Below are 14,642 nucleotides of genomic sequence, written 5' to 3' on the forward strand. Positions count from 1 at the left end.
CTACCCCTTTTCTAAGACCCCTTTAAGATAATGTCCAGTATAGCTGTCTTCGACTTGGCAAATGTCTTCGGGTGTACCACAAGCAACAAGTGTTCCACCGCCTTCACCGCCTTCTGGACCAAGGTCAATAACATAATCCGCATTTTTAATAACATCAAGGTTATGTTCAATCACAACTACGGTATCACCATTATCCACAATACGTTGTAATACTCCCGTTAGTTTTTCCACATCATAACTGTGTAAACCTGTTGTCGGTTCATCAAGAACAAACATCGTCTTCCCAGTAGAAGGTCTTTGAAGCTCACTCGCAAGTTTAACACGCTGTGCTTCACCTCCGGATAAAGTGGTTGCTGATTGACCCAGTTTAATATAACCCAGTCCGACATCCTGCAACGTTTCAAGTCCTTTTCGAATTTTCGAAATCGGTGCAAAGAATTCCGTCGCCTCATCGATACTCATATCAAGAATATCAAAAATTGTTTTTTCTTTATAATGAACTTGGAGTGTCTCATCGTTATAGCGCTTACCATCACATTCACTACATTTAACAAATACATCCGGTAAAAAGTGCATCGAAATCCGTTTGACTCCATCACCTTTACACATCTCACAACGGCCACCGGCAACATTAAAGGAGAATCTTCCTTTATCATAACCGCGCATTTTGGCCTCAGGTGTTTTCGCAAACAAGTCACGAATATCATCAAATACCCCTGTATAGGTTGCAGGGTTAGAACGTGGTGTACGTCCAATTGGATTTTGATCAATTGTAATTAATTTATCAATATTATCGAGACCTTTAATTTTTTTATGTTTACCAGGTTTTACACGTTGTTTTCCAAGCGCATGATAAACGGTTTTGCTTAAGACCTCATTAACAAGTGACGACTTACCACTACCACTTACACCTGTAACTGCGATAAATGTTCCAAGTGGAAACTTAACATTAATTCCTTTTAAGTTATTTTCTTCCGCACCCATAATTTCGATTTTCTTTTTATTGCCTTTACGGCGTTTTTGAGGTGTAGGAATTCTTCGTTTACCACTTAGATACTGACCGGTAATTGAATTTTCGTTTTTTAAAATCGATTCTAGGGGGCCATTCGCAATAACTTCTCCACCCAGTGCGCCCGCTCCCGGTCCGATATCCACGATCCAGTCCGCAGCTTCCATCGTCTCCTCATCATGTTCCACAACAATCAAGGTATTCCCTAGATCACGCATGTTCTTTAGCGTCTCAATAAGACGCGCATTATCACGTTGATGTAGACCAATTGAGGGTTCATCTAAAACATAGAGCACGCCCGTAAGGCGCGACCCAATCTGGGTGGCAAGACGAATTCGTTGAGATTCTCCACCTGAAAGACTTCCTGCAATACGGTCTAACGTTAAGTACTCTAGTCCTACATCCTTAAGGAATGTTAGACGTGAGACAATTTCTTTAATCACAAGCTCAGCAATATTTGCTTTCATCTCATCGAGTTCTAAATGATCCATAAAATGCAGTGCATCACCAATCGATTGTTCAGTAAATTGACTAATGTTTAATCCGCCTACGCGCACGCTTAAGGCTTCTTGATTCAGACGTGCACCATGGCACTCTGAACAGACAGCTTCACCCATAAACGAACCATACCATTCTCGCGATGATGAAGATGTCGTATCGCGATGACGTCGCTCAATTAAACTTACAACCCCTTCGATGGGTTCGTTACGGTGAAAACTATTTCCCGAACGCGATTCAATAACATATTTTACGGGCACAACACTTCCGTAGAGTAAAATATCCATTTGTTTTTTCGTTAATTTATTAATGGGTTTATCAATATCAACTTTCGCAAATTGAATGAGATGCTCAAATGTCTGCCACTCGATATTTTGAGAATTCACAATATTTTTATAGTATCGAATCCCACCTTCAGAAATCGACAAAGTCGGATCAGGAATTAAGAACTCAAGATCTACTGATTGCGTCATGCCTAAACCATTACAGTTGTGACATGCACCCATGGGTGAGTTGAAAGAAAAAAGACGTGGTTCGATGGATGCAATGCTGAATCCACACTCCGGGCACGCAAAATTACTTGAAAACACCATATTCTCCTCGCCATTTTTCACGAGTACAACTCCATTACTCAATTTTAAGGCAGTCTCTAATGAATCACTCAATCGATAACGGCTGTCTTCCTTCTTAACAATTCGGTCAATGACAACGTCGATATCATGGCGATTATTCTTTTCAAGTGCGACTTCTTCATCCAACATTACTAAAGCACCATCAATGTACGCACGGACATAACCTTCTTTACGAAGATGATCCAGTAAATCGCGATGTTCTCCCTTTTGTGCTTTCACAACCGGCGCCAAGATTTCAAGACGTGTTTTATCTTCAAGCATCATAATGCGATCAACCATCTGTTTAATCGTCTGAGACGTAATTTCGATATTATGCGTAGGGCAATAAGGGATACCCACTCGAGCATACAAAAGACGCAAGTAATCATAAATCTCCGTTACTGTTCCAACAGTGGAACGAGGATTATTACTTGTTGTTTTTTGATCAATTGCAATCGATGGAGAAAGTCCTTCAATTAACTCAACATCCGGCTTTTCCATATTTCCTAAGAACTGACGTGCATACGAACTGAGTGACTCGACATAACGACGCTGTCCTTCAGCATAAATCGTATCAAACGCTAAACTCGTTTTACCAGACCCAGAAAGGCCCGTCATAATTACAAGTTTATCTCTTGGAATCTCAAGGCTAATATTTTTTAGATTATTCTCTTTTGCACCTTTAATGACAATTTTATTGTTTTCCATATCTATCACCTACTGAACAAATTATAACATGTTTCTTAACTCCACAATACCGCTTTACTCACCGTTAATCTGATTTAAGACATAAGTTGAAACATCATGGTATTCATGACGATCATATACAAAAGTTCCATAATCTCCTACGCGATCAGCAACTACCGAGAAGATTGTAAGCATGGACTCCAACACAATGACACACTGCTCTTTTGAACTTAAGTTATACGTTGAAAGTAGCTTTTCCCACATACTCGAACTAATATATCGATCAAGATGTTTATAATTCTTCCCAACACTCAAGGAAAATTCTGTTTCAAATCCGACTTGCCACGTAATCATTTGAAGCAACATTCCGCGCATCAATGCAAGGTGGTCCATTGCGTAAATTGGCTCATGGCGCTTGATACCTTTAACGACATAAAAGGATAACCACAACATCTCATTAATACAGTCACGGTAACTTTGCTCACTTGGCTTACGAACCCAATAATCTTGATCACTTGCAGGAAGGACACCGGATATAATGGAATCCTTATCCAAAATGATGGATACTAGATGATCTTCCTGAAGATAATCTTCAAGATTCTCGATGGATACAAATGTGAAGTCGATACGAATCCCGTCTTCAAACTGAACCAAGTAATGATAGTCTCGAGACTTTGTTTGCCCAAACAGCGTAAAATCATCGGGTCTTTGCATCATCAATATCTTTCCAAAAGGTTCCAACCATGATTGATGATTTTTATAATATTCGATGTCATCGACTATGTATGCAATATCATAATCTTGCATTGCATCTTTTTCGATATTTTTATTTACCCGTGAACCATTCATCGCAACAATTCGAATCTGTGGACTTGATTCCGCTTCTTCCAAAATTACAGTCATAATTTCAGTTTCAGTTCGCATAGCACGCCTCCTCTGGTAATAAATAATTACCATTTTTAAGAAACCCTATCACATTACTTCGTTCCAATGTTTGATTTCAAACAAATCAACATTCTCTTCATTTAATTCTATTATCGCATGAGTGCACAAAAACTACAAAAAAAGACCAAGTTTCCTTGGTCTACAAGCTTGCTTTCATCTCCATAACAATATCACGAAGTTGAGCTGCTCTCTCAAAATCAAGAAGTGCCGCAGCTTCTCGCATTTCTTTCTCGAGTTTTTGGATAAGTTCATCCACAGCTTTTTTATCTTTACGTTTTCCTTTATTATTGCGGATACGATGTGTCAATTCAGCGGTTTCTTTCCCTGCAATTACATCACGAATTTCTTTTTTAATGGTTTTCGGAGTAATGCCATGTTTTTCGTTATACGCAATTTGGATATCGCGTCTTCGTCTCGTTTCATCAATTGTTTTTTTCATGGAATCCGTTATTTTATCTGCGTACATAATAACATGACCGTTTGAATTTCGAGCTGCACGCCCTACAATCTGAACAAGTGATCGATAGGATCTTAGGAATCCTTCTTTATCGGCATCAAGAATCGCAATAAGACTTACCTCGGGAAGGTCTAACCCTTCTCTTAAGAGGTTAATCCCAACAACGACATCGTATTTTCCTAAGCGTAAATCTCTTAATATTTCAATACGTTCCAAAGTCTTGGTCTCATGATGAAGGTATGCGACTTTAATACCCGTTTCAAGAAGATAATTCGTTAAATCTTGAGCCATCTTCACCGTAAGTGTCGTGATCAGGACACGTTCATCACGCTCACGACGTTCGAGAATTTGGTCAATTAAATCATCCACCTGTCCCTGACTTTTTTTAATTTCAATTGTCGGATCTAGAAGTCCAGTTGGCCGAATAATTTGTTCAACAACCTCATGATTCACTTTTTCAAGTTCATAATCGCCAGGTGTCGCAGAAACATATATCGTTTGTTTTTGAACACTTGTGAATTCCTCAAATGTCATTGGACGGTTGTTCATAGCACTCGGCAAGCGGAATCCGTATTCCACAAGTGTGCGTTTACGGGACTGATCACCGTTGTACATCCCTCGAACTTGCGGTAATGACACATGAGACTCATCCACAACAAATAAATAATCATCAGGGAAATAATCGAATAATGTATAAGGACGTTGATTTGGATCTCGACCATCAATATGCATGGAGTAGTTTTCAACACCCGAGCACATCCCAAATTCCCGTAATGCCTCAAGATCATATTCAGTCCGTTGTTTGAGGCGTTGGTATTCAACCAGTTTATTCTCAGATTCAAAATAAGCAAGACGTTCCTGTAACTCTGCTTCAATCCGGTCGGCTGCAGGACGAATTTGATCCATATCTCGAGCATACTGATTTGCCGGAAAGATATCGTAGACTAAATAACCTTCACGAACATTCCCGGTAATGCGATCGACTTCCACGATTCGATCAATTTCATCGCCAAAAAATTCAACGCGAACCACGATATCGTCACGATCACCGCGAACGACTTCAATCACATCACCACGAACTCTAAATGTTCCGACACTTTGTTCAATATCATTACGAATGTACTGACGCTTCACAAGATCACGCATCAAATCTTCCCGCGAAATTTCTTGTCCAACGCGCATTACGTAAAGCATTTCTTTATAGTAACTTGGATCCGCAGTTGCATAAATACTCGCCACGGATGCGACAATGATTGTGTCACGACGTTGTAATACCGAGTTTTGTGCAGCGTGTCGCAGCATATCCAATTCTTGATTAATCATTGAACTTTTTTCGATATAAGTATCTGAGCCGGGTAAGTAAGCTTCTGGCTGATAATAATCAAAGTTTGAAACGAAGTATTCAACCCGGTTATTTGGAAAAAATTCTTTGAACTCTGAATAAAGTTGCCCAGCAAGTGTCTTGTTATGTACAAAAACAAGGGTTGGTCTGTTTAACTTCGCAATAACTTGACTTACTGTAAAGGTTTTACCCGTTCCAGTTGCCCCTAAAAGAACTTGTTCTTTTTTACCTTCTAAAATTCCATCTGTAAGTGCACCAATTGCTTTAATTTGGTCCCCTTTCGGTTCGAATTTGGAAACAAGTTCAAATTTATGTTCCTCTTTATTTGCCATTTTTCACAACCTCAATTGCTTTTTGTAACTGGACATCTCGAGCATTACGGTTACTTGACCACTCTGAAACAACCGAACTGTACAACTGCTCTTGAACGCTATGATCAATCGTATCATTTATCGTTAGATTAAGATTGGCTTTATATTTCATTAAGGCTTCTGATGTTTGGATATCATAATAGCCATCCGTACGGCCATTGTGGTATCCTAAAAATTTGAGCGCATTTTGAGTATACACAACCGCTTCATGCACTGCATCAACGTGTATTTCCTTAGAATCGTCTAACACGACAAAATTGGTATAGAAAATTGCCGGTAACTTCACTTCCACATCCGGTTTAATACCCGTACCGTGAATATTATTTCCTTTTGGTGAATTCCACTTCGCAATTGTTACTTTTAAAGCACTCTTATCAGGATATTCATGTTGTGTTTGAACTGTCCCTTTTCCATATGAATTAACACCAACAACTTGAACGCCACGATTTTCTTGGAGTGCTAGTGTCAGTACTTCCGAAGCACTTGCAGATTTTTCGTTAATAAGTACTGCAATATTTTTGAATGGGTACTGATTTTTCTCACTATCTGTCACTTTATACACCTTCTCAGAATGGTTCATAAAGTCTTCTTTATAGACAATTTCATCATTATCAAAGAAAATTCGTGCAATGTCCTCGATAGCTTGCAAGTATCCGCCGCCATTATCGCGTAAATCAATTACGAGTTTATCGATGCCTTGCTCCAGAAATTCATCAAGATAAAGCTTCGTTGCATCCGCAAGATTTTTACCAAATGAGGATATTTCGATATAACCCACGCCATCACGAATCTCGCCCCAAACCAGTGCGTTAATCTTTCCACGTTTAATATCAAACTCGATCGGTTTTTGATCACGTAAGACTTCAACTTTAACTGAAGTGCCTTCCTTTCCCATGATTAATTCTTGAATTTTTTCACGATCTACGGTTTTAATTTCAACACCATCAACTTTAGAAAGGACATCACCCGCTAAAAGGCCAGCACCTTCCGCTGGGGATCCCTTAAATACACGAGTAATGATATTCGCACCATTTCCTGCGTAATATTGGACACCAATACCATCAAAATTCATGTTTATCGACTCATTTAAATTATTCATTTCTTCTTGAGTCATGTACGAAGTATGTTGATCTCCGTTTTTTTCAAGCATCCCTTTTATCGCATTATCAATCATTTCTGATTCCGGATGATCCATATCCGTTTTAAAATACCAACTTGCAAGCAAATCACGGTAAACACGATCAAAACGCTCTACGCCAGCATGAGCCTCTGTTGGCCCTCCCGCAAAGCTTGAAATTTTATTAAATTGAGTACCAAGTAAAAATGCAACAATAATCACGATTACGATTTTAAAAGCCTTGCGTCGTTTCTGTTGGTCTTTTGCTATTTCATCAGGCCATCGATGACGTTCGAGTTTTATACTTACTTTTTTATTTTTATCTTTCAATGAAATCACCTCAATATGGTTATAGTTTACCATAGACTCAGCCTTAAGCGTTAACATAGACTATGGTAAAAGTAATCTAATATAATCCTAGCATAAGGGAATAAGAATTCAATGTTATAATATTAATAATCACAAATAAATCACGGAGGACACATTATGAAACGAATTGCAGTTTTTTGTGGATCAAAAATGCCAGAATTGTCGATTTATCGCGATGAAGCGATACGACTTGCAACGTATTTTTCACATCATGATATTCAATTAATTTATGGTGGCGCAAAAGTAGGGATTATGGGGCTTCTTGCGGATACGATGTTGCAAGAAGGCGGATATGTTATTGGTGTAATGCCAAAGGTTCTTGCGGATAAGGAAATCCTCCATGAAGGACTCTCCGAATCCATACTTGTGAAGGATATGCATGAACGAAAAGCACTGATGATGGATATGGCAGATGGGTTTATTGCTTTTCCCGGTGGATGTGGAACGATGGAAGAAATTTTTGAAGTCATTACATGGAATCAGATTGGAATTCATAACAAGCCTTACGGTTTCTTAAATATTAACCATTACTATGATGGGATTCAAACATATTTGGATACAGCAGCAAATGTCGGATTCTCATCACATGAACAGATTGATTGCATTATTTTTGAATCGAATTTTGATGCGTTTATCCGTCAAATGGAAGCGAAACTGATGGATTCATAATTTGGATTTGAGCAGAAAAAAAACTGAGTCTATTGAGCTCAGTTTTTTTAGTAGAGTCCAAGCGTTGATTGCGGATGTAATCGACATGGAACACCATAGCCTTGATCACAACGTCGACCACCACTGCTTGCAGATCCTGTCCCAAAGTTCATAGTACTATTCTCAGCCCATAAACTCCAAGCATCATAGATTGATCCACCACCCATGTTAATGGTTTCAACATGTAAGTGAGGTCCGGTTGATGCACCGGTATTACCCGTGAGTCCAAGTACTGAACCTGGATGAACAATTTGTCCTTCCGAAACATAAACAGCACTTAAATGGGCAAACAGAATACCATAATTTTGGCCGTTTACGTGCACAAGGTATGAAATATAGTTTCCATAACCTCCACCACAAGCCCAGTTTCCTTCAGAACATCCGGAATTCGTTGCAACAACCATTCCAGTTCCTACTGAACGTGCATTGTTTCCATAATAGACTTCAAGATCCACACCCATATGAGGTGAGCCCCAGTCATACGCCCAAACACTGTTTCCTACTCGGTATACTCCCGGATCGAGAGGCAGTGAAAATCCACTTGTTGATCCACCACCCGTAGAGCCTCCTCCAGTTGATCCACCACCGGTAGATCCCCCTTCGCTTGATTCTCCACCTGTAGAACCATTTTCTTGAGATTCTCCTGATGACTCACCACCGGTAGAGCCACCATTTGATCCTTGCGAACCTGAATTATTATTTTGTTCTTGGGCAAGTTCATGAGCAAGTTGTTCTGCTAACGCTTTAATCTGAGTTTCATGCCCTGCATTAACATACTTAATTTCATCAAGTTCATCTTGTAATTCTGCTTCTTGTTTTTGAAGTTCTTTCACAATTTCCTCGACATGTTTCTCGTAGATCTTTGCAGTCTCTTTTTGAAGTTCGATGTCCTCTTTGTGAAGTTTAATTTCTTCACGCTCAACTTCTTGAAGTTTCTTATCTGCTTCAAGTTCGAGTTTGATTTTATAGATTGAACGTACAAGTTCTTCATTATAGCGTTTAATGGAACTCAATACTTCAAACCGTCGCACAATTTGAGAAAAATCTTCGCCCGTCATCATAAATTCAAAATAACCATTTACGCGTGTAGCAGATTGCGCATTTAACATATAGGATTTAACCTTTACGTCTGTCTCTTCAATCTTAGCTTGTCGTTCATCAATCGATTTTTGAAGCTGAACAATCTGTGCTTCAGAAACGCGAATCTCACCTTCGATTTCTTTTATTTTTGAATCTAAACTTGCGATTTGTTCTTTATATCCGCTTAAGTTTTTCATTTCTTCTGTTAAGTTTGCCTTAATATCTTTCTGAGATCCTTCAAGCGCGCTCAATTTTTTCTTATTTTCTTCAATTTGTGCGCGTCTTTCTTCTTGTTTTTTTGTTGTGTCTGAGGACGCAGCAAATACAGTTGTACTGATTGCAGGTGTTAACGTTCCACCAAGCACAAACAACGCAAGAAATATACACAGTCCATTTTTGATTATTTTTTTCATACAATCACTCCTATTTCGTAATAGTGCAGAACTATGAACAAATCATAGACGAGTAGGATACTAGGCAAAGAAAGTACAAACGGAGATTTGTACTTTTTTCTATAATTAAATTCCTAATGTTTGTCGCGGATAAAGGCGACATGGAACACCGTAACCTTGATCACAACGTCGGCCCCCGTAAGAAGCCGGACCTGTTCCAAATTGAGGATCACCATTCCATCGATTCCAAGCATCTAAAATGGTCCCAGGTCCCATATCAATTGTTTCGACATGAAGATGTGGTCCGGTTGAAGATCCGGTATTTCCTGAAAGTCCAATTTGACTACCAGCAGATACTACTTGATTTTTTGAAACCGATACAGCGGATAGATGGGCAACAAGAATTCCATAGTTATGTCCCCCTACATTTACAATATATGAAATGTAGTTTCCATAACCTCCACCGCAACTCCAATTGCCTGGATAACAGCCTGAATTGGTTGAAACAATAAGTCCATTACCAACCGCAAATACCGGAGTTCCTTGACTTACACCTAAATCGACACCAGCATGAGCGCTTCCACCATATTCTTCTGGATAATGCCAAACATCGGCAGTGACGCTAAAGGTTCCTGATGGGAGTGGTAATGTAAAACCATTGCCACCTGTTCCAGGTGTTGAGGGAAACTGAAGTTCTTTAATACGTTCTTCATCCGCTTTGTTTTTGTCATTAATGCTCGCAATTTGCTCTTGGGCTTCTTTTTCTTTTTGATGAAGCTCTGTAATGACGGCGCGAACACGTTCCTCAAGAAGTTTTGCTTCTTCCTTTTGAAGTTCCGAAGCTTCTTTACGTAAAACAATCGATTGTTTTTCTTCTTCTTGTTTTGCTTTATCTGCTTCCAATTCTGTTTTAATTTCATTCATTTCACGGATTAGATCTTCGTTATAACGCTTAATGGCGCCCATACCTTCAAGACGACGAACCATCTCAGCGAAATCTTCAGCACCCATTACAAACTCGAAATAACCGTTAACACGAGAAGATGATTGGGCATTGACCATATAGCCCTTAACCTTCTCTTCCGTTTCTTTAATCTTTTTCGCTCTCTCATCGATACTTGTTTGAAGGCGTTTGATCTCTTCTTCCGAAGTTGCGATCGCTGTCTTCATCGACTCAATTTCTGCTTCAAGATTTTTGATTTGTTGGCGATAATCATCCAACTTAGCGACTTCTTCAGAAAGTTGTTCTTTAATATTAGCCTGTTTCGACTTTTGCGCCTCGAGCTCTTTCTCACGTTCAGCAATTGAATTTTGAAGTGATTCAATATCCTCAGCGTAGATTGGCACCGTAACAAACACGGGTGCCAGCACGCCAGCAAGCATTAATACTACTACTAATATGATTATAACATTTCTGAAAAATTTTTTCATCGTGACCACCTTAAGAATTTACCCACTGAGAAGAGACTTCCCAATGCTCCTACAACGATTCCAATTAATGCTAGAATCCCTGAGATTTGTAGTGATAATGGATAAACTGCAACCAATTTAAACATTTGCGATATTAATATACCGCCCGTTGCTTGATATAAGTATTGATATCCAAATATCGATATAACAATAGGAATTACTGCTCCGAGTAATCCAATTATCATCCCCTCGATGATAAACGGCCAACGGATGTACCAATTGGTTGCACCCACCGTTCGCATAATACTAATTTCACGACGACGTGAATGAATTGAAACACGTATCGTATTCGATATTAAAAATACAGCAATCACAGCAAGTGTGATTACAATAATAAACCCGATATTTCGAACTTGTTCAAGCATACCAAGGAAATCAGTTGTTCCGCTTCCTCCGTAACTTGTTTTATAAACACCTTCGATTTTCGCAATTTTATTTGATAAGTCTTTAATTTCATCCCCCGATTTGGCATTGATTAAAAACGCGTTCAACATCGGATTGTTTTCTCCACGATAACCACCGTAAAGACTTTCGGCATCTTCTGAGTCATTGGCTCGAATAAATGCATCAAGCTCGTTTTCTTTGGATGAAAACTTAACATCTAAAACTTCTGGTAATTGTTCAATTTGTTTTTGAATTTCATTAATCTGTGATTTTTCCTCATAGTCATTCGAAATCTGAGCATGGATCTGAACACTTTGTTCCATTGATTTCGTAATTGTGCTAATGTTTACACTTAAAAATAGAAAGATTGACATTAGTAAGAGGGTCACAGTAACCGATGAAATACTTGATAGTGATAATGCAAAGTGTCGTGTAACACCTGTAAAACCATCTTTGATATGACGCCAGACTCTACCCATGGTTGATATATCCTCCCGCAGTCAAATCTGCCACCAAGTGGCCTTCATCTAAAGCAATTGTACGTTTTTTGTTTTTATTAACAATTTCAACATCGTGTGTGACCATTACGACTGTTGTTGCTTCTTCTTCATTAATGCGTTCCAATAAATGAATAATCTCCGTTGATTTATCGGGATCAAGATTCCCTGTTGGTTCATCACAAATAAGAACTTTGGGTCTATTTGCAATCGCGCGTCCAATTGCAACACGTTGTTGTTGTCCCCCTGATAATTCATTCGGATAAGCATTTGCCTTTTCAGTTAAATCCACAAGTCTTAAAACTTCGCGTACACGCTTGCGTAATTCAACGCGTGGTGTATTAACAACTTCAAGTGCAAAAGCAATATTCTCAAATACTGTTTTACGTTCTAATAATTTAAAGTCCTGAAATACTACTCCAATGTGACGTCGATAGAGCGGCACTTTTGAATGTTTTAATTTACCTACATTAAATTTCCCAACTTTAACGGTTCCTTTAGTAGGTATTTCTTCACCATTTAAGAGACGAATCATCGTAGATTTTCCTGAACCTGTCGGTCCAATGATATAAACAAATTCGCCTTGTTCAATTCCAAGATTAATATTATAGAGCGCGTTAACACCGTTTTTATACTGTTTTGATACATTTTCGAAATATAACATCGATCAACTCACTCCTTTTATCATGTGTTATTATATCACACCGTTTATGTCCATAATGTGAAAAAGTATGGTAGGCTATGTGATTGATGCCTTCATAAAGCCCTTCCCATGAACCTCCGTAGCATCTGATACAATCAAAAATGCATTTGGATCAACCTCTTTAACAAGACGCTCCAGCTCGACATATTGGTCTTTCATTAATACCGTTAAAATAATTTCACGTGATTCATTCGTATATCCACCAGTTGCCGGAATGCGCGTTGATCCTCGATCAATCATAGTATGAATACGATTTAAAACTTCATTTACTTCATCGGTTATAATAAATACTTGTTTTGCTTGCTCTCCTGAAATCATCTGAATCTTATCAATCGCTACCGCTGAAGTAAAAATTGATAAAAACCCAATCAGGACATTGTTCAATCCATAACTTTTTAGGCCTAGTAGTACTGTAACAGTATCGATAAGTGCAATCCATACAGAGACCTTAATCCCAGTATACTTTGATAGAATTAAGGGTGGAATATCCATACCACCAGTACTTGCACCAGTCCTAAATGTTAATCCCAATCCAATTCCCATTAATGCGCCTCCAAAAATCGATGCTAGTATTGGCTCAACGACAGGTGCGTATCCGACTGTTGATAGAAGGTTAATTAACAAAGGGGATAATATTGTGCTCGCTAGCGTTTTAATTGCAAATCGTTTACCTAAGAAAACCAACCCTAATAGAAACGATGATGCATAAATAATATTAATCATCAATTCTTTTTCAATCCCTATAAATGGGTAGAGCGCAACGGATACACCCGATACGCCCCCAGAAAGAATATTATTGGGTAGTATAAAAAATGTTACAGCTACCGCAAGTACAAAGTTTCCTAGAAGTAAAAATAGCAAGTCGCTTAAATGTTCTTTTATACGATCCATTCTATACTCCTACATTCATTTTTAAAAATGCTTCAATAAAATCATCAATATCACCATCTAATACATCACCATATTGGCTCGTCTCAAATTTTGTACGATGATCTTTCACCATTGTGTATGGATGAGCGACATAAGATCGAATTTGTGATCCCCATTCAATAAGCTTATGCTCACCCTTTATGGCTGCAAGTTGAGCCTGTTTTTCTTCGATTTCTCTTTGATACAATTTACTCTTAAGCATCATTAAGGCTTCTTCTCTATTTTGAAGTTGACTTCTTCCCGCTTGACATGTCACAACGATACCCGTTTTCTTGTGCGTTATCCGCACTGCTGAATCCGTTTTATTAACATGTTGTCCTCCAGCGCCTGTTGCACGCATGGTATCAACATCAATGTCTTCTGGTAAAATTGTAATTTCAATACTATCATCAAACTCGGGTGCGACATCAACGGAAGCAAATGATGTGTGACGGCGACCTGATGAATCAAAAGGACTAATTCTAACAAGACGGTGCACACCCTTTTCGGCTTTAAGATAACCATATGCAAACATTCCCGAGACGGAAAAAGATACGGACTTTAGCCCTGCTTCATCGCCATCAAGATAGTTAAGAACACTAATCTTAAATCCGTGATCTTGCGCCCAGCGTGTGTACATACGGTACAACATTTCTGCGAAATCTTGACTTTCTGTCCCACCGGCACCCGGATGGATTTCCACAATTGCATTTTTTTGGTCGTAGTCATGACTTAGAAGTACAAGTACCGAGAAAGATTCCATTTCTTTTTGAATTTCTTTAACTTCTGCTTCAAGTGAGGTTTGAAACTCCTCATCCGACTCTTCTTTTAGTAAAAGAATGCTATCGGAGCATGACATCAATCGTTCGAGTAAATCGTGATGTGTTTCAACGACTTTTTTTAATTGATTCAGCTTTTGAATATGTTGAGAACTGTGACGATGATCATCCCAAAAACCGTCCTCAACCATTTCTGATTCAAGTTCTTTGATTTTAGCTTCTTTTTGAGCTAAGTCAAAGTGAATCACCAAGTGCTTTCAAATCAGATGTTGTTGAATCAACAATCTGTGCTATTTCAAATAATTCCATCGTAT

The 14,642-nt window shown here is 38.7% G+C and carries 11 protein-coding genes; 1 reads left to right on the forward strand and 10 read right to left on the reverse strand.

The window, feature by feature from the left end; translation table 11 throughout:
* The 4 genes from uvrA to AAG186_RS08005 form a co-directional block, all read right to left on the reverse strand.
* The gene (gene uvrA, locus AAG186_RS07990) at window positions 1–2,826 is read right to left on the reverse strand and encodes an excinuclease ABC subunit UvrA (protein WP_342621602.1); all 2,826 of its coding nucleotides are present in this window, start codon (window positions 2,824–2,826) and stop codon (window positions 1–3) included.
* A 54-nt stretch (window positions 2,827–2,880) separates the two neighbouring features.
* Entirely contained in the window at window positions 2,881–3,729 is an 849-nt protein-coding gene (locus AAG186_RS07995; protein ID WP_342621603.1) for an aminoglycoside 6-adenylyltransferase, read from the reverse strand.
* Window positions 3,730–3,889: 160 nt separating this feature from the next.
* On the reverse strand, window positions 3,890–5,881 hold the full coding sequence (uvrB, locus tag AAG186_RS08000) for an excinuclease ABC subunit UvrB (protein ID WP_200548932.1): 1,992 nt from the start codon (window positions 5,879–5,881) through the stop codon (window positions 3,890–3,892).
* Window positions 5,871–7,424 (reverse strand): S41 family peptidase, encoded by a 1,554-nt coding sequence (locus tag AAG186_RS08005; protein ID WP_244660372.1) that lies wholly within the window; start codon window positions 7,422–7,424, stop codon window positions 5,871–5,873. Before AAG186_RS08005 ends, uvrB begins: the two co-directional genes overlap by 11 nt.
* Window positions 7,425–7,523: 99 nt before the next feature.
* Between AAG186_RS08005 and AAG186_RS08010 the strand changes: the two genes are divergently transcribed.
* Window positions 7,524–8,075 (forward strand): TIGR00730 family Rossman fold protein, encoded by a 552-nt coding sequence (locus AAG186_RS08010; protein WP_331836656.1) that lies wholly within the window; start codon window positions 7,524–7,526, stop codon window positions 8,073–8,075.
* Window positions 8,076–8,122: 47 nt separating this feature from the next.
* On the opposite strand, the gene AAG186_RS08015 is transcribed toward AAG186_RS08010, so the two are convergent.
* The 6 genes from AAG186_RS08015 to prfB form a co-directional block, all read right to left on the reverse strand.
* On the reverse strand, window positions 8,123–9,607 hold the full coding sequence (locus AAG186_RS08015; RefSeq protein WP_342621604.1) for a peptidoglycan DD-metalloendopeptidase family protein: 1,485 nt from the start codon (window positions 9,605–9,607) through the stop codon (window positions 8,123–8,125).
* 105 nt (window positions 9,608–9,712) lie between these two features.
* On the reverse strand, window positions 9,713–11,017 hold the full coding sequence (locus AAG186_RS08020) for a peptidoglycan DD-metalloendopeptidase family protein (protein ID WP_342621605.1): 1,305 nt from the start codon (window positions 11,015–11,017) through the stop codon (window positions 9,713–9,715).
* Window positions 11,014–11,919 carry a permease-like cell division protein FtsX gene (gene ftsX, locus AAG186_RS08025; RefSeq protein ID WP_161636789.1) on the reverse strand — a complete coding sequence of 302 codons (906 nt, stop codon included), beginning with the start codon at window positions 11,917–11,919 and terminating at the stop codon, window positions 11,014–11,016. The genes AAG186_RS08020 and ftsX overlap by 4 nt, the downstream gene beginning before the upstream one ends.
* On the reverse strand, window positions 11,912–12,601 hold the full coding sequence (ftsE, locus tag AAG186_RS08030) for a cell division ATP-binding protein FtsE (protein ID WP_125164008.1): 690 nt from the start codon (window positions 12,599–12,601) through the stop codon (window positions 11,912–11,914). Before ftsE ends, ftsX begins: the two co-directional genes overlap by 8 nt.
* A 75-nt stretch (window positions 12,602–12,676) precedes the next feature.
* On the reverse strand, window positions 12,677–13,531 hold the full coding sequence (locus AAG186_RS08035; protein ID WP_161636790.1) for a YitT family protein: 855 nt from the start codon (window positions 13,529–13,531) through the stop codon (window positions 12,677–12,679).
* Window position 13,532: 1 nt separating this feature from the next.
* Window positions 13,533–14,637, reverse strand: a protein-coding gene (gene prfB / locus AAG186_RS08040; RefSeq protein WP_161636791.1) for a peptide chain release factor 2 whose coding sequence is annotated in 2 segments (ribosomal slippage) — window positions 13,533–14,564 and window positions 14,566–14,637 — 1,104 coding nt in all. Because the reading frame shifts where the segments join, the coding sequence is not laid out codon by codon here.
* Window positions 14,638–14,642: the final 5 nt, after the last annotated feature.

The organism is Erysipelothrix sp. P66, assembly GCF_038682365.1.
GTDB classification, from domain to species: Bacteria; Bacillota_I; Bacilli_A; order Erysipelotrichales; family Erysipelotrichaceae; genus Erysipelothrix; species Erysipelothrix piscisicarius.

Excerpts from the sequence above, each read along its gene's own strand:
- AAG186_RS08035 (WP_161636790.1), bottom strand. The coding sequence starts at position 13,531 with ATGGATCGTATAAAAGAACATTTAAGCGACTTGCTATTTTTACTTCTA.
- AAG186_RS08015 (WP_342621604.1), bottom strand. The coding sequence starts at position 9,607 with ATGAAAAAAATAATCAAAAATGGACTGTGTATATTTCTTGCGTTGTTT.
- AAG186_RS08020 (WP_342621605.1), bottom strand. The coding sequence starts at position 11,017 with ATGAAAAAATTTTTCAGAAATGTTATAATCATATTAGTAGTAGTATTA.
- uvrA (WP_342621602.1), bottom strand. The coding sequence starts at position 2,826 with ATGGAAAACAATAAAATTGTCATTAAAGGTGCAAAAGAGAATAATCTA.
- AAG186_RS07995 (WP_342621603.1), bottom strand. The coding sequence starts at position 3,729 with ATGCGAACTGAAACTGAAATTATGACTGTAATTTTGGAAGAAGCGGAA.
- ftsE (WP_125164008.1), bottom strand. The coding sequence starts at position 12,601 with ATGTTATATTTCGAAAATGTATCAAAACAGTATAAAAACGGTGTTAAC.
- AAG186_RS08010 (WP_331836656.1), top strand. The coding sequence starts at position 7,524 with ATGAAACGAATTGCAGTTTTTTGTGGATCAAAAATGCCAGAATTGTCG.
- uvrB (WP_200548932.1), bottom strand. The coding sequence starts at position 5,881 with ATGGCAAATAAAGAGGAACATAAATTTGAACTTGTTTCCAAATTCGAA.
- ftsX (WP_161636789.1), bottom strand. The coding sequence starts at position 11,919 with ATGGGTAGAGTCTGGCGTCATATCAAAGATGGTTTTACAGGTGTTACA.
- AAG186_RS08005 (WP_244660372.1), bottom strand. The coding sequence starts at position 7,424 with ATGTTAACGCTTAAGGCTGAGTCTATGGTAAACTATAACCATATTGAG.